Origin of the sequence: Proteus sp. fly-1013, from assembly GCF_040140245.1 — a bacterium.
Classification (GTDB): Bacteria; Pseudomonadota; Gammaproteobacteria; order Enterobacterales; family Enterobacteriaceae; genus Proteus; species Proteus mirabilis_B.
On the sequence record NZ_JBEEWD010000008.1, the window covers coordinates 158,021 to 183,525 of the forward strand.

Genomic DNA, 25,505 nt, shown 5'->3' on the forward strand with positions numbered 1-25,505 from the left:
ATATAATCAAAAATAAAGGAATTTAAATAGAACTAGACCCGAGATCAATTTTAATCATTTATCTTATTCGCCCTAAAGTCAGAGAATATCAATAAGGCTTCAACTTACTGCCACATATAAAATTTATAATTTGATAATTATTTTTAATAATTTATATTAGGCTAGAACATTAGCCATAATGTGCGATACATCTCTAAATAATATGCTTCTATAATTGTGATAAACAAAAAAATTACCTATATTACTCATCCATTAAATACTGGCAGGTAAATCATGGATAAAAATTTAAAAGAAATTGAATGCGAAATTGCTGCTCTAAAAATTGTTATCAAATCTTTACTTTCCACGCTAAGTGATAAACAACGAAGGGATATGTTAGGCAATATATCTATAGTGCTTGAGGATACATCAAACAAATACCCTCAGCTCAATGAAGTTATTAACTTAACTGAGCAATATGTAAAGAAACTTACTCAAGCCTAATGAAAACGATATTTGCTATTGCTATTAAATTTATACCCTAATTTTATAGGGTGCTAATAGCATCCTATTGATTATTTTATATAGGATATACCGTGATTACCCCTTCATTAATACAACACTAAGTTAAATTTACTGAGTGTCTATTTCACACATCTAAAATATCCTCATATTTACTGTTCTAATGAAAAAATACGATAAAATCGTATATTTTTTTATCAATTTAATTTTTTCTTGGATTTATTTAAACAATTAATTAATATGAAAAATAATTTATCACACAGCAATAAATTGTCGTTTCTTTGAGGATCTTATGGAAAAAAAAGTTGTCAATATAGAGTATGAAATTGCAGCAGTAAAAGTAGTTTTGAAAGCCTTATTATTGACTTTGACAGATAAACAAAAAGAAATAGTGATCCAAGATATAAATAAGACCGTCAATGATGCTTATATCGATCATCCTCAATACCAAGATGTTATAAGCAAGACAGAACAATATATAAAAAAAATAATCTAAGCATAAGGCAATATTCTTCATCACCCTCTCTTTATTATTATTTATATTAGAGAGGATTTATATCTACATCTTTAAAAAATCAAATCGCCTCAAGCTTTAACATAATCACTGATTGATTGATTATGAAACTTAAAATAGAACGTATTTTTTGATTGATTGAGTATAAACCAAATAATATTATTATTTATAGATCGTTTAATTTGGATAATAATTTTCTGTTTCACATGATAAAAATAATAAAACATGGCGACTTAAATACTCAATCAATGAGCAAGTTAAGCCCATTGATACTGTTAAATAAAAGCAAGAATAATAAGAATGTAACCTTTATATTTATAATATTTTTGCGCCTAACGAGTAAAAACTTACCACATTAGACACATATTTTATAAATTTTTTCTATATCAACGATGAGCTAGATTGAATTTTTGTACCGATTGCTGTAATTCTTCGGTTTGTCTTTCTAATGAAATGGCTGCTGCTGAAACTTGTTCAACTAAAGAGGCATTCTGTTGTGTTACGCCATCCATTTGAGTAATAGCCACACTCACTTGACCAATACCTTTACTTTGCTCTTCAGATGCAATAGTGATTTCTTTCATTATTGACGTTACCTGTTTAACTCCCGTCAAAATGTCTTCCATTGTTTTTTCCATATCGCTGACTAAGCTAGCCCCTTTTCTTACTCGCGTAGTGGAGTCAGCAATAAGTACTTCAATCTCTTTAGCCGCTTTGGCACTATCTCCTGCTAAATTACGCACTTCATTGGCGACGACCATAAATCCTCGTCCATGAGATCCAGCTCTTGCTGCTTCTACTGATGCATTTAAAGCAAGTATATTCGTTTGAAACGCAATGTTATTAATAACATTGATGATATCTGCAATTTTACTTGAGCTATCAGAGATCCCATCCATTGTTGTTACAACAGATTCAGCTAATTCATTGCCTTTTTCAACGGTCACTGATGCAACTTCAGCCAATTCTCTCGCCTGATAAGCGTGCTCCATGTTTTGATTAACGGCAGCTGTTATCTCTTCCATACTTGCGGCAGTTTGCTCTAATGCCGTTGCTTGCTCTTCTGTACGAGAAGCCAAATCGTTATTCCCTTTGGCAATTTCAGATGCACCACGATAAATACTTTCACTTCCCATTCGGATTGTACTTACCGCTTCATGTAAACTATTTTGCATATCATTTAATAACGGTATTAATCGCCCAGCACAGTTATTACCAAAAGGCTCAAGGGACTGACTCAGATCGCCTTCTGTAATTTTCACAAAATGTTGGCGAATACTTTCAAGTGGTTTTTGTAACATTGTCACTAAATAACGGTCAGTGAGGATCAGAATAACTCCCCCTAAAATGGCACTAATAATAATAACAATTTGTGTCACTTCAATAAGCTCATCCACTTCTTCAATAGTGCTATCAATTTTTATATTTGCAGCATTATTAAAGTTTTCACTCACATTACCTAATTCACGACTCAATGCAGGTGTCACATTTTTTGCATGATGTTCATATTGCTCAATGGTGCCATTGAGCGCTAATTCCATTTGTTTTTTTACTCCTTGCTCAAAAAGCGCTTGCCATACATCCATTAGCTCTTTTGATACTTTTGCATCCATCGCCCCTGGAGAAACAGATTTCATATACGTAATCTGCTTTTCCATATTTTCCATCGCCAGTCGTGCTTGTGTAAAATCGACTTCTTTGCCTTTTGCTTTCTCCTCAACGAGACGATTTAATCGAGAAGTGAATCGAAAGTACTGATCATTTCCCTGACTGAGTGCAGCCATTTGTTTTATTATTTGATTATCAGATTGATTGCCTTCAGATATTTGTGATAGTGACCATGCGCTATAAAGACTGACACCGCCAAATAACACACATAATGTCCCCAGAATGATTATCATCATCAGACGAATAGTAATGTTACGAAGTTTCTGCATCGAATTTCTCAACTAACAAGATAAAGTAAGCCCAATAGGGCGTAATGTACTCTTATCGACACTTTTTCAATTTATTTTAATTTTTTACTAAAGTTTTTTATAAATTGGTTTTTAATTTTCTATACATAAAAAGAGTTAGGTGAAAGAAGCAAAAATGTTACTTATGTATCATTTTTTACAATCTTAAATAAAAAATAAAAAAATCATTTAAAATCATAATGTTGATATAATGATTGCGATAAAAATAAATAAGGATAGTTAAAGAAAGAATATTTGAAGAGAAAATAAATTTTAAGGTGTTCTTAATCTTTTAAACCAAGTTATTTATACACATAAGAGGTGACTTAATGGCACTCAACCCCTTTGATTTATTAAAAAATTCTTATTAAAAAATATGCAAGAAATGCGAAATAACAGCTAAATAGAACTATTTTGTGATTAATGAATCACATTTATAGGATGGGATGGATATACATAAGGCGATACGAACTAACTCGCCTATTGATATAAACCAAATTAAATGGTTCTATTTTTATCTGCAAATAATCTGAAGCGCTGAAAACTAATATCGTCAAAACAAACTTCCCCATCAGGTTTAAATCCATAACGAGAAACTGTTTTTGTTACTTTTCTTGAGTGAGGAAGCAAAATTGTGATGCTTTCAATATTCATTTCATCAAATGCTCTACGAATAATTTCAGCATAAATTATTTTACCTACTCCCCAATAATTGGGATGAAGAACTAATGCAAGATCAGCATCATCTCCTTCTTTTTGAAGTCCCCCCCATCCCGCAAACACACCGTCAATAACAAATGCCCAAGGACCATACCCATTATCATCCCATTGAGAGTCTTTATCTTTTGCCCATAAAATACTTTTTTCGATATCAAAATTAGGGCTGCCCAAAGGCATTTGTCGTAAAACCGCAGGATGATTATTGAGTTCTACAATATGTGAGGGTTCTATCTGTGAGAGTTTTTTGAACTCTAAATGCATATAATTTCCTAAATACATAATATGTTAAATGTGAATGCCAATATACTAAGGTTATGCTTATTAAAACTCACTAAATCATATCATCTTATTATATTTTTAATCCTACCTCTAAAAATAAACCCATGTAAATCAATTTACTGTATAGACTAAATGGCATAAAAAATGCTAAGTAGTGAATTATATAAACTTCCAAAGCAGTCACAAATTTTGAAGATGATGAGTTAATAAACTAGTTGATTTACAATAAGTTGAGAGATTAGAGATGAGTTTGCGGTTTGTTTGGAGCGGGCGAAGGGAATCGAACCCTCGTATAGAGCTTGGGAAGCTCTCGTTCTACCATTGAACTACGCCCGCAATTGATTTTTCTGATTATACGCTTCCCTAATTGAACGACAATCCCCCTTCTTATTCAAATGATTATTTAATCATCGCAAAAAAGATAACCAATTGTTTTTAAAAACAAAAAAAGCCACCTTTCGGTGGCCTTATAACTATATTGTTCTTCATTAATGCTATTGTTAAATTAAGGATTTATTTAAAATAACAATTATTTATTAGGGCGCATTGCTGGGAATAAAATAACATCACGAATGGTATGGCTGTCAGTAAATAACATCACCATACGGTCAATACCAATACCTAAACCCGCTGTTGGTGGTAAGCCGTGTTCTAATGCCGTGATGTAGTCATGGTCAAAGAACATCGCTTCTGCATCACCCGCTTCTTTTTGGCGAACTTGATCTTCAAAACGCTCTGCTTGGTCTTGTGCATCATTAAGTTCTGAGAAGCCATTACCAATTTCACGACCACCAATAAAGAATTCAAAGCGGTCAGTGATAAATGGATTATCATCGTTACGACGAGCCAGTGGAGAAACTTCTGCTGGGTATTCAATGATGAAAGTTGGTTGAATTAAGTGGCTTTCTGCAACTTCTTCAAAAATTTCACATTGAACACGACCTAAGCCCCAGCTTTTCTCAATCTTAATACCAATAGACTGAGCAATAGCGACTGCTTTATCCATATCATCAAGATCAGCCATTACGGTTTCTGGACGATATTTGCAGATAGCTTCTTTCATGGTTAATTTGGCAAATGGCTTACCAAAATCAAACTCTTGATCACCATATTTTACTAATGAAGAGCCCAGTACATTTTCAGTTAATGTACGGAATAATTCTTCAGTTAATTCAATCAGGTCACGATAATCTGCATACGCCATATAGAGTTCCATCATAGTGAACTCTGGGTTATGACGTGGTGATACACCTTCGTTACGGAAGTTACGGTTAATTTCGAATACGCGATCGAAACCACCAACAACTAAACGTTTTAAATATAACTCAGGTGCAATACGCAGATACATATCGATATCTAACGCATTATGGTGAGTAATAAACGGACGCGCACTTGCTCCACCAGGGATAGTTTGCATCATCGGCGTTTCAACTTCCATAAAACCTTTGTTCACCATAAATTGACGGATACCCGCCATAACTTGTGAACGAATTTGGAAAGTTTTGCGCGACTCTTCGTTAGAAATCAGATCTAAATAACGCTGACGATAACGCATTTCTTGGTCAGCTAAACCGTGGAATTTATCTGGTAACGGGCGCAGTGCTTTAGTTAATAAACGCACTTCTGTACAGTGAACACTTAATTCACCTGTTTTCGTTTTGAAAACACGGCCGCGAGCACCTAAGATATCGCCCAGATCCCATTTTTTAAATTGCTCGTTATAGATACCTTCTGGTAAATCATCACGAGAAACATAAAGTTGAATACGGCCACCCATGTCTTGCAATGTAGCGAAAGATGCCTTGCCCATAATACGGCGAGTCATCATACGACCTGCAATAGAAACTTCCACATTCGCTGCTTCTAACTCTTCTGCACTCATTGCATCATACTTTTGATGTAATTCGTCAGACAGAGCGTCTCTGCGGAAATCATTTGGGAATGCGTTACCATTATCGCGTAAAGCGGATAATTTTTCGCGGCGTGTTTGCAGTTCGTTATTTAAATCAGGTGCCTGCTCCGCACCTTGTTGCTGTTGCGACATGTTTTTCCTCACAGGCCCGCTTTTAAGCTAGCTTCAATAAATTTATCAAGATCACCGTCTAATACTGCTTGTGTATTACGCGTTTCCACACCAGTACGTAAATCTTTAATACGTGAATCATCAAGAACATAAGAACGAATTTGACTACCCCAGCCAATATCGGACTTGTTATCTTCCATTACTTGCTTGTCTGCATTTTTCTTCTGCATTTCCAGCTCGTATAATTTCGCTTTCATCTGCTTCATTGCCTGATCTTTGTTCTTATGCTGAGAGCGATCGTTTTGGCATTGAGTGACAAGACCTGTTGGAACGTGGGTAATACGCACCGCAGATTCTGTTTTGTTAACGTGCTGTCCACCCGCACCTGAAGCACGATAAACGTCAATACGTAAATCCGCTGGGTTGATTTCAATATCAATATTGTCATCAACTTCAGGATAAATAAAGGCAGAGCTAAATGAGGTATGGCGACGGCCACCTGAGTCAAATGGGCTTTTACGAACTAAGCGATGAACACCTGTTTCTGTACGTAACCAACCATAAGCGTACTCACCAATAATTTTGATTGTCGCTGATTTTAATCCTGCAACATCACCGTCAGATTCTTCAATAATTTCTGTTTTAAAGCCTCTTGATTCAGCCCAACGTAAATACATGCGCATCAGCATACTTGCCCAATCTTGCGCTTCTGTACCACCAGAGCCTGCTTGTAAATCAAGGTAGCAATCCGCACTGTCATATTCACCAGAGAACATGCGACGGAATTCTAATTGCTCAAGCTTTTTATTTAATACATCTAATTCAGCAATAGCTTCGTTAAATGTTTCTTCGTCATCAGCTTCAACTGCTAATTCAAGTAAACCAGAAACATCTTCTAGTCCTTGATCTAACTGGTCGATTGTTTCTACGATAGCCTCAAGAGATGAACGCTCTTTCCCTAATGCTTGTGCCCTTTCTGGCTCATTCCATACATCAGGTTGTTCTAATTCAGCGTTAACTTCTTCTAAACGCTCTTTCTTGGCATCATAGTCAAAGATACCCCCTGAGAACATTTGTTCTTTCAGAGACTTCTTCTATTTGGTGTTTTACGGGGTTGATTTCAAACATACTTTTTCGTCTTTATGTTGTTTTCAAAAACAATTGGAATAAATTTTGAACCGCATATTGTAACGGATATATCAGCGGGTTTATAGCATTTATATACAATTGTCTATCAGATAGTTATTGCCATAACAACGTTACCCTTTATATCACGATAAATGATTTAATTATTCGTGTTAACAAGGCCAAATGTGCTCAACAAGCAGTTGCGCATTACGCTGCCCTCTAAACTCATTTACATCCAATCGATAGGCTAATTCAACCGTTTTAATACTATTATCAGGCCACATATTGATATCAACATTGAATGCAATCGCATCAATCATTAGATGGCTATTTACAGGCTGAAGCATCATTTTTAAATGTTTACTGCCCACAATACGTTGTTGTAACAGCGTAAATTTACCGTCAAATAGAGGTTCAGGAAACGCCTGTCCCCAAGGCCCGGCTTCTCTGAGCATTTCGGCGATAGGTAGAGATAATTGATTTTCGCTCAACTCACCATCCGATAAAATTACGCCTTGCAACTGTTCATCAGAAACCAACTCCGCCATTAAAGACGAAAAATGACGCTGAAACAGCGGGAATTTATCTTCTTCAAGTGAAAGCCCTGCCGCCATTGCATGCCCGCCAAATTTCACCATCAACCCCGGATTTAACGTATTTAATCGTTCTAAAGCATCTCGAAGATGTACACCGCTAATTGAGCGACCAGAGCCTTTTAACAGACCATCACCGCTAGGTGCAAAAGCAATAACAGGACGATGCAATTTTTCTTTAATACGAGAAGCTAAAATACCCACAACACCTTGATGCCATTCAGGATGATAGATCGCTAAACCATTCGGTAAATCATGTTGTGTTCCCATAAATTGACGGAAAATGGTTGAAGCTTCTTCTTGCATACCTGCTTCAATTTCACGTCGGGTTTGATTTAATCCATCAAGTTCATTAGCAATCTCACGCGCAGAGCCAATATTGTCGGTTAAAAGTAAAGCAACGCCCACAGACATATCATCAAGACGTCCGGCTGCGTTTAAGCGAGGGCCTAAAGAGAAACCTAAGTCACTACTGACCAATTGAGCGAGTTCTTTTCGAGAGACTTCTGTTAGTGCTTTTATTCCGACACAACAACGACCCGCTCTAATTCGGCGTAATCCTTCATAAACAAAAATACGGTTATTTTCATCAAGAGGAACAACGTCTGCCACTGTGCCTAGTGCAACTAAATCAAGAAAATCAGCCATATTAGGACGAGCTAAGTTTTGTTGCTCGAACCAACCTTGTTTTTCTAATTCAGCTCTTAATGCCGTCATTAAATAAAAAGTAACACCAACACCCGCTAATGATTTAGATAAAAAAGAGCAATCTGTCAGGTTAGGATTAATAATCGCATCAGCAGCAGGTAAGGTTTGTCCGGGTAAATGGTGATCCGTAACAAGGACACGAATACCATATTCATGAGCTGTATCCACACCTTCAAAAGAGGAAATTCCATTATCAACGGTGATAATGAGATCAACCCCTTTTTTAGCAACGTCATGAACAACTTGAGGGCTTAAACCATAACCATCATCAAAGCGATTAGGAATATGATAGCTAACTTGCTTAAATCCCATTTGGCGTAATGCTTTAATCGCAAGTGCGGTACTTGTTGCGCCATCAGCATCAAAATCACCAACAATAACAATGCGAGATTGTTGCTGTAACGCCTCAATCAGTAATGAAATTGCCGTTTCTATTCCTGTTAATGCTTGATAATGAAGTAAGCCTTTTAACGATCGTTCTAGTTGAACTTCAGATGTTATTCCACGATTAGCATAAATTTGTCGTAATAAGGGATCTAAGTTATCCGGTAATTGAGTTGCCTGTGCAATTCGACGACGCAGTGTCGGTTCAATAGTGACCATAAAACGTAATTACTTCTCTTTTTTATCTAATAATTCAACAAGGTTTTGAGCAGAAATATATCCACCGTAAATACTGGCATTAGGTAATACAATAGCAGGAGTGCCCTGAATACCCATCATGGTGCCTAATTTAAAGTGCTCATTGATATTGATTTTTGCACATTCATCAATGGGGATAATTTTGTCACCTTTAAATGCACTGTCTAATGATTTATTAGGAAAACCACTACACCACACAGCATTCATTTCTTTACTCACAATATTATTGCCAACACCGTTACGAGGAAATGCCAAATAACGCACTGTTACACCCTGTTTATTCAGTTCAGGCACTTCTTGGTGAAGTTTTTGACAATAAGGGCAGCTGATATCGGTAAAAATGGTGATCATATGGCGCTCATTACGCGCTTTATAAACAATCATTTCATTTTTAAGTGAGTCTACTTTTTTCATAATAACTTGATTAGCGATACTAACTGGCTCACCACTACTAATGTTATAAATAGGCCCTGCAGTCAGATATTTACTATCATCTGTAATATAAAAAATGCCTTTATCTGATAACACTGCATTTAATCCAACAATCGGCGTTGGTTGAATACTCTCTGCTTTAATCTGCATTTTAGCCAATTGCGCTTCAATAGAAGCATTGTCAGCAAGCACTGGCATTGACACCATACTTAATAATATTGGCAACCAGAATAATTTCTTTTTCATTTGAATTCCTATTTAACGCCGGCTATTTAGCGGCTATCCCCTTGGGTGATGTTGCTGATGAAGCGCTTTCAAGCGCTCTGTTGCAACATGGGTATAAATCTGTGTTGTAGAGAGGTCACTGTGCCCCAATAACATCTGTACAACACGCAAGTCTGCTCCATGATTTAAGAGATGTGTTGCAAATGCATGACGCAACACATGGGGTGATAGTTTTTCAGTGTCTATTCCTGCTATCACGGCATAATGTTTTATCCGATGCCAAAACGTTTGTCGTGTCATTTTTTGCCCTCTTAAGCTAGGAAAAACAACATCGTCCGTTTTGCCTTGCATTAAAGTGGGTCTTCCATATTGCAGATATTGCTCTAGCCAGTAAATAGCTTCTTCACCTAAAGGAACTAATCGTTCTTTATCGCCCTTACCAATAACGCGTAGCACGCCTTGTCGTAAACTAATATCAGAGAGAGATAATCCCACTAATTCAGAAACACGAAGCCCACACGCATAAAGGACTTCAAGCATCGCTTTATCACGTAATTCAAGTGGTTCATCAATACAAGGAGCATTGAGTAGATCATCAACTTGTCGTTCACTTAAATCTTTTGGTAAACGTTTGGGAAGCTTAGGGGTTGAAAGCAATGCACTAGGATCGTCTAAACGTAATTTTTCACGATATAAATATTGGAATAACCGACGCATTGTACTGAGTAACCGGGCTGCACTGCTGGCTTTATAACCTTCATCTAAACGCGTTGCGAGAAAAGATTGTAAATCCAAGGTAGTAACCGATAACCAATCTAATTGGTGATGTGCAAGCCATTGCCCTAATGCTTGTAAATCTAAACGATAAGAGCTGAGTGTATTAGCAGATAAGCCTTGCTCTAACCAAATATTGTCGAGAAATTGTTCAATGATAATATCAGTATCTTCATTGGTATGAGTTGCCTTTTTTGTCGATAATTTGGTTTGTGACACAGTCTTGCTCTCCCTCTCTTTAGCTTATCGCCTTTACATTATGCCTTATAAAAAAAATTTTCTGGTACAATAGTGACCTTTATTGGCAAAAATATCCTAAAAACCTTTATGAAAATTGGTCTATTTTACGGTTCTAGCACCTGTTACACCGAAATGGCAGCAGAAAAAATTCGTGATATTCTCGGTGAAGAGTTTGTTGATCTTCATAATGTTCAAGAGTGTGATATCACGCTTATGGAACAATATGACATCCTTATTTTAGGTATTCCAACTTGGGATTTTGGTGAGATCCAAGAAGATTGGCTCAATATTTGGGATACATTGCCAACATTAAATTTAAAAAATAAGCTTATTGCAATGTATGGAATGGGCGATCAAGTTGATTACAGCGAATGGTTTCTTGATGCACTTGGTATGCTTTATCATCATTTATTACCAAGTGGTGTTAAGTTTATTGGATTCTGGCCTGTTGATGGGTATGAATTTGTCAGCCCAAAACCTTTATCAGATGATGGTAAGCATTTTGTTGGTCTTGCATTAGATGACGTTAACCAGTTTGAAGAAACTGATGAACGTTTATCACAATGGTGTATGCAAATTCTACGTGAAGTAGAAGAAAACCTATAAATATAATATCCAGGTATTAAATATCTGGATATTGCATTAATAACTGAGAGAAGTTACGCCACTCATTTTCTGTCATACTATCAAAAGCAACCCATAACGTGATTTGTTTTTTATTTAAAATAGAAGTCAACGTTATTCGAGTACCAAAACGGCTGATCCAAGGGTGTTTTGTTATTTGCCATTCATGCAGTTTCCATTGAATTCGATTTCCATTCAGTAAAACAAAATCCCCCTTGATACGGCTAATATTCTTTTGTGTGAAATACCAACTGCCGATCAGGAACAGTAACAATGGCACCCAAACATAAATAAAATCAGGAGGCCACGGATACAACAGTAAACCTATCACAAAGGCAACATAAGCAACCGTTGAGAAGAGTTGAGTGAACCATGATACTGTGAGGTGCGATTTCCATAAAACCACGAGTTATATTAACTCCTGCTGTAATTCTATACGGATATAAATAAGTTAAAGATAATAAAGACCAACCTATTTATAATGTAACTTCTTTCTTAGCCTTGCAAATAGTTTATCTTACATTTTAGCTCAATTATTTATTGTTACTTTTTCTATTAAATATGTGTTTAAAAAATATAGCTTAATAATAATTACGTAATTTCTATTCTTTTTTTAATCGTTGTTTTAATAAAGCCAGCATACCTGATTTATTAAGTATAAAGAGAAAAACATCGAAAAAAGGCGATTTAAGCGATCATTTTTAGAGATAGTACGCAAATTTAACGCAACTGCATTTTTTATTTCAGTAAATTTTAGAGTACTATTAATTTTTTATATAAAAATAAAAACGCCTTTATTTGATAAGAAAATAAAAGCGTCATTTTTAATCAATCTTAATTACTATTTAATCTATCGCTGATTTGATAATCTATTTTATTAATATTTATCAACGATCTCCGCCATTCTCGCTTTATTGCGCTCTTGGATTAACTTCACCATATAATAGAGAGCATCATCATCAGGGCGTCCATGATTCATTAACCAGTTAAATAAATCAGGATCTGCACACTCTAGTAAACGAACAAAAAGCGCTTTATCGTTATCAGATAGCGTATCGTACTCATTCTCGAAAAAAGGCATGATAGAAATATCCAGTTCACGCATTCCGCGACGACATGCCCAGTTAATTCGTGCTTTATTCTCTATATCGATAGTCATACTCTGCTCTTTACATTGTTCAAATCAAGAAATACCACTATTTCTTCCTAGCCCTGATGATAGTCTTATCGCAAAATTTTTAACATCAAAATGATCACAGTTTGCAGGTTTAGTCTCATAGACAACCTATTGAACACGCTTTCATTTGTTATTTATCAGGTTCATTTTCTGTGCGTTAAAAATAATAATGACTTGCATTGTCTTGTCACTCTTTTACCATAACTGGTGTATCTGATTAATTTAATAGCTGGTGACATCATGACTCAAAATTCTACTCAGGCTAAACGCCCTCATGCAGCAATCAATTTGCCATTAACACTGGTTTCTTTAGATGAATGGTCACTGATAACAGCAACAGGTGCTGACAGTGAAAAATATCTACAAGGTCAACTAACTACGGATATTGCAGCCCTTCCAACAACGACACATACATTGTCTGCACACTGTGAAGCAAAAGGTAAAATGTGGAGTACGCTTCGCTTATTCCACCAGCAAGAAGGTTTTGCTTATATTCTGCGTAAAAATGTCGCGCAAAAACAACTTGCTGAATTAAAAAAATATGCCGTATTTTCAAAAGTAACTTTAGCTGAAAATACAGATAGCGTTTTATTAGGATTAGCCGGACAAGGTGCTGCTCTTGCATTAGCCGATTACTTCCCAGATATCCCTCGTAAAGCAAATGAAGTTGTTAATCACGATAATACTTATATTCTTCAGCTACCTTTACCTACCGAACGTTTTTTAATCGTTACAGATGAAGAAACAGCCAAAAATCTTGCAACAACATTAAAAGCAGAAACCAGTAATAGCGAGCAATGGTTAGCCTTAGATATCGAGGCTGGATATCCTATTATTGATACTCCAAATATTGAGCAATTCTTACCTCAAGCAACAAATCTGCAAGCATTACCGCTGAGCATCTGCTTTAAAAAAGGCTGTTATACCGGACAAGAGATGGTATCTCGCGCAAAATTCAGAGGTGCCAACAAACGTGCAATGTACCTATTATCAGGTGGTGGTACTGAATTACCTGAAATTGGCGGTAGCGTTGAATGGCAATTAGGCGAAGATAAATGGCGTAAAACAGGAACGGTATTAAGTGCTGTACGTATGGCTGATAATACTATTTTGGCTGAAGTTGTTATGAATAACGATATGGAGCTCGATAGTGTATTTAGAGTTCAAGGCGATAACATCAGCCGTCTATCCATTAAACCACTGCCTTATTCTTTAGAAGAAGAGTAATTTTTATTTATCATACCAATACGGATTTTTATGACACAATTACCTAAAGAGGCATTTGGCCCCTTCTCTGATACGATTAACTTTATTATGGAGTTAGATAAACTAAAACGTGTTTATCGTAAAAATAATGTATTAGACAATAGTCGTTCTGAAAATACTGCAGAACATAGCTGGCACTTTGCTGTTGCAGCAATGAGTTTTCAGCCATATGCAGGTGATATTGATATGGGACGTGCTATTCAGTTAGCGCTTGTTCACGATATCGTTGAAATAGATGCTGGCGATGTGATGGTGTATGAGGTTGCTGCTCGTGAAGCAATTAAAGAGCACGAGCAAAAAGCTGCAAAACGTATTTTTGCTTTATTACCTTCGCCACAAAGTGAATATTTTCTCAATTTATGGTTGGAATATGATGCGGCAGAAACACCAGAATCTCAGTTTGCCAATATTCTTGATCGCACCATGCCAATGCTGATGAATTTGCATAACGAAGGTCAAAGCTGGGTTGAAAATAATATCCGCTTAGAGCAAGTATTAGCGCGTAATCTGTTTATTGAAAAACAGTGGCCAGAATTTTGGCAATATCTCTACCCTCAATTATTAGAGGCGCAGAAAAAAGGCTGGCTGAAGTAATATATTCAATGCTGAATTTGTTAATAAAAAAATACCGATGGCTAACTTAACCATCGGTATTTTATTTAGGAATATTGTTAGATTAAAGCTTATTCATAATCACTGATTGGTGCGCATGAACAATGTAAATGGCGGTCGCCATACACATCATCAAGACGTTTAACCGCTGGCCAATATTTACTTTGTTTCGTTGCTTCACTTGGGAACACCGCACATTCACGGCTATAACTATGTGGCCACTCTTGCACTAATTCATATTGTGTATGAGGCGCATTAACTAATGGGTTATCGTCAATTGGCCATACACCTTTATCTACCTGTGCAATTTCAGCACGAATAGAAAGCAGAGCCTCTATAAAGCGATCAATTTCAACTTTACTTTCGGATTCTGTTGGCTCAATCATTAATGTCCCCGCAACAGGGAATGACATAGTTGGAGCGTGGAATCCATAATCAATTAGACGCTTAGCCACATCCATTTCACTGATACCGTAATTCGCTTTTAATGGACGAATATCGATAATACATTCATGTGCAACATAACCATCAGCGCCAGCATAAAGAATGTCATAGTCATTTTTCAGGCGTTGCGCGATATAGTTCGCATTTAAGATAGCCACTTGGCTTGCTTGTTTAAGCCCTTGTGCGCCCATCATACGAATATACATCCAACTAATTGGTAGTATTGAAGCGCTACCAAATTGAGCCGCAGAAACCGCGCCTTGTGTAGTAACATTCTCCATTTCAACAACAGAGTGCCCTGGCACAAACGGTGCTAAGTGTGATTTCACACCAATAGGTCCCATACCTGGGCCACCACCGCCATGAGGGATACAGAAGGTTTTATGTAAGTTTAAGTGAGAAACATCAGAGCCAATAAAGCCCGGTGTGGTGATCCCCACTTGCGCATTCATATTTGCGCCATCAAGATAAACCTGTCCGCCATATTGATGAATGATCTCGCAAACTTCACGAATACCTTCTTCATAAACACCATGCGTTGATGGATATGTCACCATCACACAAGAGAGTTCAGCTTGATGTTTTTCTGCTTTAGCTTTTAAGTCCGCAATATCGATATTACCGTTATCATCACAACCGACAACAACCACTGTCATTCCTGCCATATGAGCAGAAGCAGGGTTAGTACCGTGTGCTGAACTTGGGATCAAGCAGATATGTCGCGCACCTTCTCCACGACTTTGGTGATAACGACGAATAGCTAATAAACCGGCATATTCACCTTGGGCACCTGAGTTTGGTTGCATACACATCGCATCATAACCCGTTAATGCAGCAAGCCAACTAGAGAGTTGTCCAATCATCACTTGGTAGCCTTTCGCTTGATAAGCTGGGCAGAATGGATGTAACTCTGTAAATTCAGGCCATGTGATTGGGATCATTTCAGCGGCTGCATTTAGTTTCATTGTGCATGAACCTAATGGGATCATCGCTTGATTCAATGCTAAGTCTTTATTTTCTAAACGATGCATATAGCGCATCATTTCTGTTTCACTGTGATAATGATGAAAGTTTTCATGTGTCAGCACAGTGTCTTTACGTTGCATAGAAGCAGGGATTGATGCTGACGCAGAAGCCACTTGTCTATCAAGTGCATCAATATCACCAGCTAATGCTTTACCACTGATAATTTCAACAAGCTTTAATACATCTTCACGTGTTGTAATTTCGCTTAGTGTTACACCCACGGCACCCACAATATCGGTACGTAAGTTAATTTCAGCATCTTTAGCACGTTGTAATACAGCCGCTTTATCTGCAGTATCAATCGTTAAGGTATCAAACCAAGTTTTATGGCGTAATACCATACCGTTTTGTTGTAAACCCGCTGCTAAAATATCCGTTAAACGATGAATACGTTGAGCGATGGTTTTTAATCCTTCAGGTCCATGATAAACCGCATACATAGCCGCTATATTGGCAAGTAAGACTTGGGATGTACAAATATTGGAGTTCGCTTTTTCACGACGAATATGTTGCTCACGTGTTTGCATCGCCATACGTAATGCACGATTACCCGCAGCATCACGAGAAACACCAATAATACGTCCCGGCATCGCACGTTTATATTCATCACGACAAGCAAAGAATGCCGCATGTGGACCACCGTAGCCCATTGGAACACCAAAACGTTGCGCTGAGCCTAATACGATATCAGCACCTTGATGACCCGGTGCTGTGAGTACCACCAGCGCCATTAAATCAGCAGCTACACTGGTAATAATTTTGCGTTCTTTTAATGCTGCTAATAATTTGCTGTGATCATGGACTTCGCCTGTTGTGCCGACTTGTTGTAATAGCACGCCAAAGACACCTTCGAGCTCTAATACTTTTTCAGCCTTATCAACAACCACTTCAAAACCAAAGGTATCAGCGCGGGTTCTGACAACATCTAAGGTTTGAGGGTGAATATCATCAGCAACAAAGAAACGATCCGCATTTTTTAATTTGCTTACACGTTTTGCCATTGCCATTGCTTCAGCTGCTGCCGTTGCTTCATCTAGCAGTGATGCAGAAGCGAGATCCATTCCTGTGTAATCAATTGTAACTTGTTGGAAATTCAGTAGTGATTCTAGACGACCTTGAGAAACTTCTGGCTGATACGGTGTATAAGCGGTATACCAGCCCGGATTTTCTAATAAATTACGCAAAATCACAGGAGGTAATACAGAAGGCGCGTAACCCATTCCAATGTAAGAAGTAAAACGTTTATTTTGGCTGGCGATCGCTTTCAGTTCAGCCAAGGCTTCTTGCTCTGTTGCTCCGGCACCCACATTTGGTGGTGTCTCTAATTGAATATTATCTGGAACAATTTTTTGAGTTAATTCATTTAATGAGGAGACGCCAACAGCACTGAGCATCTCTTTAATCTGTTCTGGTGATGAACCAATATGGCGACGAATAAATTCATCGCGATACTCTAACTGATTTAAAGTCTGTGTCATTGCAAGTAATTTCCTGAATTCACTATGAATGGATAGGTAAATAGCACACGGCTTAAAGCGTGTTGAGATAGCATTACGATAACAAGCTAACAAATAAAAACGCCCCGGCATTAATTTGACGGGGCGCTTCGTTTTACTCTTCGCTATCTACCAGCTCTTGATAACCTGCTGCATCAAGTAAGTCATCTAATTCGCTTTCATTATTTGCTTTAATGCGAAATAGCCAACCTTCTCCGTAAGGTGCGCTGTTTACCAGCTCTGGAGAACCATCTAACTCTTCATTTACTGCGATAATTTCACCTGATAATGGTGCATAGATATCTGATGCCGCTTTTACTGATTCCGCAACGGCACAATCATCACCAGCAGCCACTTCTCTACCCACTTCTGGTAGATCAACAAACACCATGTCACCTAATAATTCCTGTGCATGTTCAGTAATACCGATAGTGTATTCACCATTGCCTTCTGAACGGATCCACTCATGAGATTGTGCGTATTTTAATTCACTAGGTATTTGACTCATTGACCTTACTCTCCATTTAAAATTATTGTGCGTGTTATACCAATGCTTTACCTGAACGAACAAAACCAGGTTTTACCACTTCTACTGGCATCTCACGATTACGCATTAATACAATTGCGCTATCTTTTATACCTGCTGGAACTCTTGCTAATGCAATACTAAAGCCTAATGTAGGCGAAAAAGTACCACTTGTAATAATACCTTCTCTTAATTCACCTAAATCATCAGTAAAGTGTACGGCAGTACCTGCACGCAACACACCTTTCTCTCGCATCACAAGACCAACAAGTTTATCTGTGCCTGTTGCGCGTAATTTTTCTAATGCTTCTCGACCAATAAATTGACGATCTTCCGGTGCCCATGCAATCGTCCATCCCATATTCGCTTCAAGTGGATTAATAGTTTCATCCATCTCTTGGCTATAGAGGTTCATTCCCGCTTCTAAACGTAATGTATCTCTCGCACCTAATCCTGCGGGTTTAACCCCCACAGCTAATAATTTTTTCCAAAAATCGACTGCTTGCTCTTTTGGCATTGCGATTTCATAACCAGCTTCACCGGTATAGCCTGTTGTTGCAACAAACAGGTCTCCAAGCTCTACGCCATAAAAAGGCTTCATAGCAGAAATAACTTGGCGTTGCGCTTCGGTTAATAAGCTTTGTACTTTCTCTTGTGCATGAGGACCTTGAACAGCGATTAATGCCAAATCGTCGCGTACAGTGATATCCACAACATAATCTGAAGCATGTTGTTCAATCCATGCCAGATCTTTTTCGCGGGTAGCAGAGTTCACAACGAGACGATAGAAAGAGTCATCAAAGTAATAAACGATAAGATCATCAATTACACCACCTGACGCATTTAGCATACCGGTATAAAGCGCCTTACCTTTTTCGGTGAGTTTAGCGATATCATTCGCTAATAAATAACGTAGAAAATCTTTAACTTGTGAGCCATGTAAGTCAACAATGGTCATATGAGAAACATCAAACATACCTGCATCACGACGTACAATATGATGTTCATCTATTTGGGAGCCATAGTGCAAGGGCATCATCCAACCATGAAAATCGACCATACGAGCACCGCAGGCTACATGCTCATCATACAACGGAGTCTGTTTTGCCATTCTTCCCTCTTTCTACTTTTACTTTAGATTATTCAGAGAACGTATTTGTTAAATATAAAATTAAACTTGATTTGAAATCATAGTGTTAATCTTAAGCTTAAGTTTATTTTTAAACATAGATTTAACAAATACGAGCAATTAACGTACAACGCAAACGATACCATCCCCTTGAACTTAGCATTGTGAGAAAAAATAAACCATAAGTTAAAATAGGGTATAGTGTCTCTTAATCATAATGTAGACATATGGGTATGCAGAACTAATGATTGCAATTATGCGTATCAGCGCTCATTTTTAGCGAGGAATTACTGAAAAAAAGGAATTAGTGCAAAGAATAGACTGAAAAAATAGATTTTTTTAGTTCTATTTCTTCAGTCAGATATAAATAAAAGTAATGTGAAATAAGCGAGGAATTAGATTTTTTCAACTGAAGTGAAATTTTTATCACTTAACCATTCAGGTAAATCAGAAAGTCCCATTGCTTGCTCAAGTAACTTAGGTTTTACCCCCGGTAAACTATCTGCTAACGAAAGGCCGATATCCCGAACCAGTTTTTTAACTGGGTTGTTGCCAGCAAAAAGTTCGCGGAATCCTTGCATACTTGCCAGCATGACGGCTGCGGCATGTTTGCGACGACGCTCGAATCGTCTCAAATAGAGATATTCACCAAAATCTTTACCTTCTGCTTTTAAGCGGCGGATCTCACCGATTAACTCTGCAACATCCATAAAACCGAGGTTAACGCCTTGTCCAGCTAAAGGGTGGATAGTATGTGCAGCATCACCTAATAGTGCTAAACGAGGAGCGGCAAATTGACGGGCATAACGACCTGTTAATGGTATGGTCATGCGATCACTTATCAACTCACATTGACCTAAACGCATATCAAAGGTCACACCTAATGTGCGTTCAAATAAGGTTTTTTCTGCGTTTTTATAACTTTCAGCAAGGTTGCTTGGTAAAGACCAAACAATAGAACAAGTATGAGGATCAGAAAGCGGTAAAAACGCCAAAATGCCTTCACCATGAAAGACTTGGCGTGCGACATTATCATGAGGCTGTTCGGTACGAATAGTGGCAACTAAGGCATGATGTTCATAATCCCAAAAAGTCAGGGGAATATCTGCGTGTTTGCGTAACCATGAATTAGCACCATCGGCTCCGACAACTAATCTTGCCGTCAACATCTCACCATCATTCAGGGTAATAAATGCATCATTTTCCCCCCACACCACACGCTCAATCTGCGTTGATGAATAGAAGGTAATATCACTGTGGCTTTCACATTTTTGCCAAAGCACTTCACGAATAAGGTTATTTTCGATGATAGAGCCTAAATGGCTGAACCCTTCTTTTTGTGCTGAAAATTCAATACGACCAAAACTATCTTGATCCCAAACCTCCATACCTTGATAAGGTGCGGTTCGTAGTGCTTGTAAGTTTTCCCAAACACCTAATTTTTTCAGCAACATTTCACTGGCTGTATTAATAGCGGATACCCGTAATGAAAAATCATCCTGTGGGTGAAAAAGCTTCGTTACAGGGTGATTCTCTATTATCGCTATACGTAATCCACACCCGTGTAATCCGCTGGCTAATGCAAGCCCAACCATTCCACCACCAGCAATAACAACATCAAATGATTTCATAATAAAAGTATCCTAAAAAGCGATTATTTTAGAGCGCGCTGTTCTTTTCTGCTTGTCTAGTCTGTCCAGCCCAATGTTTGATGCGCCAATTTATCTCTCATCATTGGAAGCAATTCCATCGTCATTAACCCTAAGTTGCGAGAAATAATCAGTGGCACACAACGATTTGCAAACACTTTCACCAACCCATCGGTAATAGAGATTGTTTTTTCTCTATCTTGTTGGCGAAGTTGTTGATATTGAGAGAGCACTCGATAACTACCAATATCAATATTGGCATTAATCGCTTGGGTGATCGTATTGGCGAGCGCCATAACATCACGTAAACCAAGGTTAAAACCTTGTCCTGCAATAGGATGAAGTGTTTGTGAGGCATTTCCAACTAACGCTAAACGATGACCAATAATTTGATTGGCTTTTTGTAGTGCTAAAGGGTAACAATTTCGCTTGCCAATATGCTCTATCTTTCCTAAACGCCAGCCAAAATCACGCTGTAAATGTGCGATAGTTGTTTCATCATCCCACTGTGAAACTTCATCCAGCTTTTCAATCGGATGGCACCACACTAATGAGCTGCGCCCTTCACTCATTGGTAACATGGCTAATGGACCAAATTCCGTAAAGCGCTCGAAAGCTTTACCTTGAGGATCGATTTGCGTTTTGACATTAGCGATCACAGCCACTTGGTTATAAGGCTCTCGTTGCCATTGAATATGGCACTGGTGACCAATAGGTGAGTTCGTACCATCAGCGGCAATCAGTAAGTCACTCGATAATTGCGTACCATCATCAAGTGTTACCTCAACAGAATCGATATTACGTTGAACTTGTTCAACTTTAGCAGGGCAATAAAGTGTGATATTAGATTGTTTTTTCAACTTGGCAAAAAGCTGACGCCCTGCATCATGTAATTCAACAACATAACCCAGTGCTGATATATCATAGTCTTGTGCATGAATATTAACAAAACCACAATGCCCTCTATCAGAGACATGAACGTGATTAATGGGGGTAACAAAAGGTTTTAATGTTGACCAAAGCCCGATTTGCTCTAACCGTTTTGCTGTTCCATGTGCTAATGCAATCGCTCTTGCATCAAACCCAGGATGCCCATTGTCAGGCTCTCTTGCTTCAATTAACGAAATTGAAATCTTACCTTTATTTAATGCAGAGAGTGCAAGTGCTAATGTCGCACCTGCCATTCCACCACCCACAATAATCACATTCATGCTGATTTTAGCCTTAAATTTTTCCTGCCATCAGAGCTTCAATTTCATCAGGATCTTTAACGACAGATGCCGTTAAATTCTCATTGCCTGTTTCCGTGATAACAATGTCATCTTCAATACGAATACCGATACCGCGATACTCTTGTGGCACGTCTGCATCTGGTGCAATGTAAAGCCCCGGTTCAATGGTCAGTACCATACCTGGTTCTAAAATACGGTCACGCTCAGTGCCATAATGTCCAACATCATGAACATCAAGACCTAACCAGTGGCTTAAGCTATGCATAAAGAAACGCTGATAGGCTTTTGTCTCAATAAGATGATCGATTTCACCGTGCATAATGCCCAGTTTAACCAGTCCTTCAACCATGATATACACGACATGCTCTGTGACTTCTTTGATACTTGTACCAGGTTTGTACAATTCCAAAGAAACATTGATGGATTTTAAAACGATGTCATAAATTTCGCGTTGTTGACGGCTAAATTTACCATTAACAGGAAAAGTACGGGTGATATCACTAGCATAACCTTCATATTCACAGCCTGCATCAATGAGAACTAAATCTCCATCGCGCATTTTGGTTTCATTTTCGGTGTAATGAAGAATACAACCATTTTCACCACTACCGACAATACTGTTATAAGAAGGGAAACGCGCACCATGAGAAACAAACTCATGTTCAATCTCACCTTGAAGTTGATATTCGTACATACCCGGCTGACATTTTTGCATCGCACGCGTATGTGCTAATGCAGTGATTTTTCCGGCTTTACGCAGTAATTCAAGTTCAAAATCAGATTTAAACAGACGTTGTTCATGAACCATTGGACGCCAATCAATAATGGTTTGCGGCGCTTTTAAGTTACGGCGAGAGCCTTTTCTTAACATTTCTAATGCACTAAAGACTATCTCATCAGCAAACGCGTATTCACCTTGAGCATGATAAACAACATCTAACCCGTTTAATAATTGGTAAAGTTGTTCACCCACATCTTCATAAGGTAGCGCCTTATCAACACCCAATTTTTCAGGTGCTGCTTCTTGTCCAAGGCGACGACCAAACCAAATTTCAGCGGTTAAATCTCTAACACGATTAAAAAGCACACTATGGTTATGTGTTTCATCACTTTTAATCAGCACAAGAATAGCTTCAGGCTCGCTGAAACCAGTTAGATAAAGGAAATCACTATGTTGACGATAAGGATACTCACTATCAGCATTACGTTGCGCTGGTGGTGCGGCAAAAAAGATAGCTGCACTCGCAGGCTTCATTTGTGCTAATAATGCCTGACGACGGGATAAAAATTCTTGCTTATTCATACCCACTCCTGTCTTTCATTTATCTTTATGGTTATCTAATTAATGATGAAATTAATGATGCAATTAATGTAAGACACGTTGCTCATTTTGTTCGTCATTTCCTTTGTCTTTTGGTGCGACAAAAGTGATATAACAAAGTTGAACGGATACTTTTACATATTCACTGACTTCTTCAAGTGCATCTTCAAGCTCTTCTTGGTTTTCGTCTTCTTCGTAACCTAGCGCACCAATATTACGTAAATCAGTAATCACTTCGGTCAATTCTTTATGATCAGACAACTTAGGTTGAGCAACCCCCAGACCTAAAAGAAAATGATTAACCCAACCTGCAAGGGCATCGGCTCTTGGAAAAACAGATTCAGATTCGTCAGGTACTAACATCGAGAAATTGAACACACTGTCATCGAGCTGTTCGTAGGTGATGTGATAAAGCTCTTCAAGTGGCTCTGATAGCGTTTTAGGAAAAGCTAAACCTTCATTGGTCAGATCGTGTAATAAGGTTTTCCAACTGCTATCGCGCACTGCACCGCAAATAAATCCTGTAATCAAACCATGCATTTCAGCCGCGGTTAAAGGTACTGTATGTTGCTGTAATAATGCATCAATAGTTTGATAATTCGGTAATGTGTTCTGTTTTGACATAAGAATAAACGTCGCATTTAGGGGAATAGTTCAAGATATGCTACCATCAATAGAAGTCGCTGTACCAGTTAAGCCATGTTAATCATTGGAATTTTTGCAGTAATAGCGTTTAATACAGCGTTATAACCGTATACACTACTAAACACGTAGCACAGATTTTATGTCAGGAAGGAATCATGTCCGCACAACCCGTTGATCTTCAAATTTTTGGGCGTTCATTACGTGTCAATTGCCCACCAGAACAAAGAGATGCTTTACTGGCTTCTGCTGCTGAACTGGAACAACGATTACAAGATCTCAAAGAACGCAGTGGTGTTTCCAATACAGAGCACTTAATTTTTATCGTGGCATTAAATATGAGTCATGAGTTGGCAGAAGAAAAGTTAAAAACCAGAGACTATGCCTACAACATGGAAGAGAAAATAAAAATGCTACAACAATCCATTGAACAAGCTTTACACGATCAAGGCAAGCACCATGATCGCACTTTTTCAACTGCGAAGTAGATTTGTTCAGAAAGCATGCGTACACCACGAAATTCATAGATAATAGGTTGCTTTCTACAATTAAAATAATACAATAGTTCATAGATAAGGTGCTTAGCGCACCCACCAAATTTCTCTGAGATGTTTGCCAGCGGGCCAGTCCCCTGAGCCGATATTCGAAACACATAGAACGTGGTGATCTGTTGCTTGTGAGCATACCCGATTCGTTCAGGCAGCCTAATGGCAGCAACACTATGTTCACCTTGGACCATGGGTTCAAGGGTTACAGCTTGCGGCGGCATCTTGGAGACCTCCTACTAAAGTTCTAAACACTAAGTATTTTATAACTACTTAATGTTTAGAACTTTTTTTATGCTTTCATTCTCATATCTTCAACTTCTTCGCTTTCTTACCTCTAAAGTGTGATAAATTGATTAAAATGATGGTTTCTACTTAATACCAACCGCTTATTGATGGATTGATGAATGACGCACACTTCACTTTTTCAACAAAGAGATGAGATCCGCAAAGCTATTCGCCAAAAACGTCGTTTACTCACATTAGAAGAGCAACAACAAGCAGCTGATAAATTATGCGAGCAAGTTCTTGCTCATCCTAAAATTAAACAAGCACAGACTATTGCACTGTTTCTTTCTTTTGACGGTGAAATTGATACATCACCTTTGATCTCCCAGTTATGGACATTAAATAAACAAGTTTGCTTACCCGTATTACACCCATTTCATCGCCATCATCTCCTTTTCTTACGTTACACACCCTCTACTCCGTTAGTAAAAAATCGCTTTAATATTTCTGAACCTCCTTTAAATGTGAACATGGTTATTCCCATCTCTAATATTGATATTATCTTTACACCATTAGTCGCTTTTGATGCACAAGGTCAACGATTAGGTATGGGAGGCGGTTTTTACGATAGAACATTAGAAAACTGGCAACAAAAATCATTTTACCCAATGGGGCTTGCTCATACTTGCCAACAAGTTGATTATCTCCCTACCGCTGATTGGGATATTCCATTACCTGAAATTATTACTCCTGAAAAAAGATGGCATTTTTAGGCTATTCTATTTTTTAGTATCAATAGTTATCTGTGTTTTTTTATATTTTTTATAAAAAAAACACTCTTAAATACCTTTTAT

Annotated in this window: 23 protein-coding genes, 1 tRNA gene and 1 other RNA gene; 8 read left to right on the plus strand and 17 right to left on the minus strand. The window is 37.9% G+C overall.

The genetic code is table 11. The features are described 5' to 3' along the window. Window positions 1–273 precede the first annotated feature (273 nt). Together ABN236_RS15750 and ABN236_RS15755 are read left to right on the plus strand one after the other, a co-directional pair. The gene (locus tag ABN236_RS15750; protein WP_098942235.1) at window positions 274–483 is read left to right on the plus strand and encodes a sigma-S stabilization anti-adapter protein IraP; all 210 of its coding nucleotides are present in this window, start codon (window positions 274–276) and stop codon (window positions 481–483) included. Window positions 484–793: 310 nt separating this feature from the next. Continuing rightward, entirely contained in the window at window positions 794–997 is a 204-nt protein-coding gene (locus ABN236_RS15755; protein ID WP_194950919.1) for a hypothetical protein, read from the plus strand. A gap of 404 nt (window positions 998–1,401) precedes the next feature. Here the strand turns inward: ABN236_RS15755 and ABN236_RS15760 are convergent, their stop codons facing one another. The 8 genes from ABN236_RS15760 to xerD all read right to left on the minus strand — a co-directional run bounded on the left by ABN236_RS15760 (window position 1,402) and on the right by xerD (window position 10,713). Next, on the minus strand, window positions 1,402–2,952 hold the full coding sequence (locus ABN236_RS15760) for a methyl-accepting chemotaxis protein (protein ID WP_349474381.1): 1,551 nt from the start codon (window positions 2,950–2,952) through the stop codon (window positions 1,402–1,404). Between the two features lie 516 nt (window positions 2,953–3,468). Next, window positions 3,469–3,951, minus strand: coding sequence for a GNAT family N-acetyltransferase (locus ABN236_RS15765; protein WP_349474382.1), 483 nt, complete (start codon window positions 3,949–3,951; stop codon window positions 3,469–3,471). Window positions 3,952–4,231: 280 nt separating this feature from the next. Continuing rightward, window positions 4,232–4,305: transfer RNA gene (locus ABN236_RS15770), tRNA-Gly, on the minus strand. Window positions 4,306–4,498: 193 nt separating this feature from the next. Next, on the minus strand, window positions 4,499–6,013 hold the full coding sequence (gene lysS / locus ABN236_RS15775) for a lysine--tRNA ligase (protein ID WP_088494967.1): 1,515 nt from the start codon (window positions 6,011–6,013) through the stop codon (window positions 4,499–4,501). A gap of 8 nt (window positions 6,014–6,021) precedes the next feature. Then, window positions 6,022–7,120 (minus strand): peptide chain release factor 2 gene (gene prfB, locus ABN236_RS15780; RefSeq protein WP_099074846.1). Its coding sequence is split into 2 segments (ribosomal slippage): window positions 6,022–7,044 and window positions 7,046–7,120, totalling 1,098 coding nucleotides; the frame shifts between segments, so codons are not numbered across the junction. A 170-nt stretch (window positions 7,121–7,290) separates the two neighbouring features. Beyond that, a complete protein-coding gene (gene recJ / locus ABN236_RS15785; protein ID WP_088494966.1) occupies window positions 7,291–9,024 on the minus strand; it encodes a single-stranded-DNA-specific exonuclease RecJ in 1,734 nt (577 codons plus the stop codon). A gap of 9 nt (window positions 9,025–9,033) precedes the next feature. Further along, window positions 9,034–9,741 (minus strand): bifunctional protein-disulfide isomerase/oxidoreductase DsbC, encoded by a 708-nt coding sequence (gene dsbC / locus ABN236_RS15790; RefSeq protein ID WP_349474383.1) that lies wholly within the window; start codon window positions 9,739–9,741, stop codon window positions 9,034–9,036. A 33-nt stretch (window positions 9,742–9,774) separates the two neighbouring features. Further along, entirely contained in the window at window positions 9,775–10,713 is a 939-nt protein-coding gene (gene xerD, locus ABN236_RS15795) for a site-specific tyrosine recombinase XerD (protein ID WP_349474384.1), read from the minus strand. Window positions 10,714–10,821: 108 nt separating this feature from the next. Here xerD and fldB point away from each other — a divergent pair, with 108 nt between their 5' ends. Beyond that, complete coding sequence (gene fldB / locus ABN236_RS15800) at window positions 10,822–11,340, plus strand: flavodoxin FldB (RefSeq protein WP_088495999.1); 519 nt, start codon at window positions 10,822–10,824, stop codon at window positions 11,338–11,340. A gap of 16 nt (window positions 11,341–11,356) precedes the next feature. Here fldB and ABN236_RS15805 read toward each other — a convergent pair whose 3' ends face one another. Next, window positions 11,357–11,764 carry a protein YgfX gene (locus ABN236_RS15805; protein WP_194950925.1) on the minus strand — a complete coding sequence of 136 codons (408 nt, stop codon included), beginning with the start codon at window positions 11,762–11,764 and terminating at the stop codon, window positions 11,357–11,359. 471 nt (window positions 11,765–12,235) lie between these two features. Further along, window positions 12,236–12,511: an FAD assembly factor SdhE gene (sdhE, locus tag ABN236_RS15810; RefSeq protein WP_075670946.1), complete on the minus strand. Its 276-nt coding sequence runs from the start codon at window positions 12,509–12,511 to the stop codon at window positions 12,236–12,238. A 264-nt stretch (window positions 12,512–12,775) separates the two neighbouring features. Here sdhE and ygfZ point away from each other — a divergent pair, with 264 nt between their 5' ends. Further along, window positions 12,776–13,762 carry a tRNA-modifying protein YgfZ gene (gene ygfZ, locus ABN236_RS15815; RefSeq protein WP_349474385.1) on the plus strand — a complete coding sequence of 329 codons (987 nt, stop codon included), beginning with the start codon at window positions 12,776–12,778 and terminating at the stop codon, window positions 13,760–13,762. A gap of 30 nt (window positions 13,763–13,792) precedes the next feature. Continuing rightward, a complete protein-coding gene (locus tag ABN236_RS15820) occupies window positions 13,793–14,395 on the plus strand; it encodes an HD domain-containing protein (RefSeq protein ID WP_349474386.1) in 603 nt (200 codons plus the stop codon). 89 nt (window positions 14,396–14,484) lie between these two features. On the opposite strand, the gene gcvP is transcribed toward ABN236_RS15820, so the two are convergent. From gcvP to ABN236_RS15855, 7 genes are all read right to left on the minus strand, one after another. Continuing rightward, complete coding sequence (gene gcvP, locus ABN236_RS15825) at window positions 14,485–17,361, minus strand: aminomethyl-transferring glycine dehydrogenase (RefSeq protein WP_349474387.1); 2,877 nt, start codon at window positions 17,359–17,361, stop codon at window positions 14,485–14,487. 133 nt (window positions 17,362–17,494) lie between these two features. Continuing rightward, a complete protein-coding gene (gene gcvH, locus ABN236_RS15830) occupies window positions 17,495–17,887 on the minus strand; it encodes a glycine cleavage system protein GcvH (RefSeq protein ID WP_100159082.1) in 393 nt (130 codons plus the stop codon). 34 nt (window positions 17,888–17,921) lie between these two features. After that, window positions 17,922–19,016 carry a glycine cleavage system aminomethyltransferase GcvT gene (gcvT, locus tag ABN236_RS15835; RefSeq protein ID WP_349474388.1) on the minus strand — a complete coding sequence of 365 codons (1,095 nt, stop codon included), beginning with the start codon at window positions 19,014–19,016 and terminating at the stop codon, window positions 17,922–17,924. Between the two features lie 413 nt (window positions 19,017–19,429). Then, window positions 19,430–20,665: an FAD-dependent 2-octaprenylphenol hydroxylase gene (ubiI, locus tag ABN236_RS15840; protein ID WP_318619338.1), complete on the minus strand. Its 1,236-nt coding sequence runs from the start codon at window positions 20,663–20,665 to the stop codon at window positions 19,430–19,432. A 56-nt stretch (window positions 20,666–20,721) separates the two neighbouring features. After that, entirely contained in the window at window positions 20,722–21,894 is a 1,173-nt protein-coding gene (gene ubiH / locus ABN236_RS15845) for a 2-octaprenyl-6-methoxyphenyl hydroxylase (RefSeq protein WP_349474389.1), read from the minus strand. Window positions 21,895–21,907: 13 nt separating this feature from the next. Then, window positions 21,908–23,218, minus strand: a complete 1,311-nt coding sequence (gene pepP / locus ABN236_RS15850; protein WP_349474390.1) for a Xaa-Pro aminopeptidase — start codon at window positions 23,216–23,218, stop codon at window positions 21,908–21,910. Window positions 23,219–23,281: 63 nt separating this feature from the next. Further along, complete coding sequence (locus tag ABN236_RS15855; RefSeq protein WP_194950930.1) at window positions 23,282–23,860, minus strand: YecA/YgfB family protein; 579 nt, start codon at window positions 23,858–23,860, stop codon at window positions 23,282–23,284. Between the two features lie 176 nt (window positions 23,861–24,036). Between ABN236_RS15855 and zapA the strand changes: the two genes are divergently transcribed. From zapA to ABN236_RS15870, 3 genes are all read left to right on the plus strand, one after another. Next, a complete protein-coding gene (gene zapA / locus ABN236_RS15860; protein ID WP_023581530.1) occupies window positions 24,037–24,366 on the plus strand; it encodes a cell division protein ZapA in 330 nt (109 codons plus the stop codon). Between the two features lie 109 nt (window positions 24,367–24,475). Next, a non-coding RNA gene (gene ssrS / locus ABN236_RS15865) (6S RNA) lies at window positions 24,476–24,659 on the plus strand. A gap of 171 nt (window positions 24,660–24,830) precedes the next feature. Further along, window positions 24,831–25,424 carry a 5-formyltetrahydrofolate cyclo-ligase gene (locus tag ABN236_RS15870; RefSeq protein ID WP_349474391.1) on the plus strand — a complete coding sequence of 198 codons (594 nt, stop codon included), beginning with the start codon at window positions 24,831–24,833 and terminating at the stop codon, window positions 25,422–25,424. Window positions 25,425–25,505: the final 81 nt, after the last annotated feature.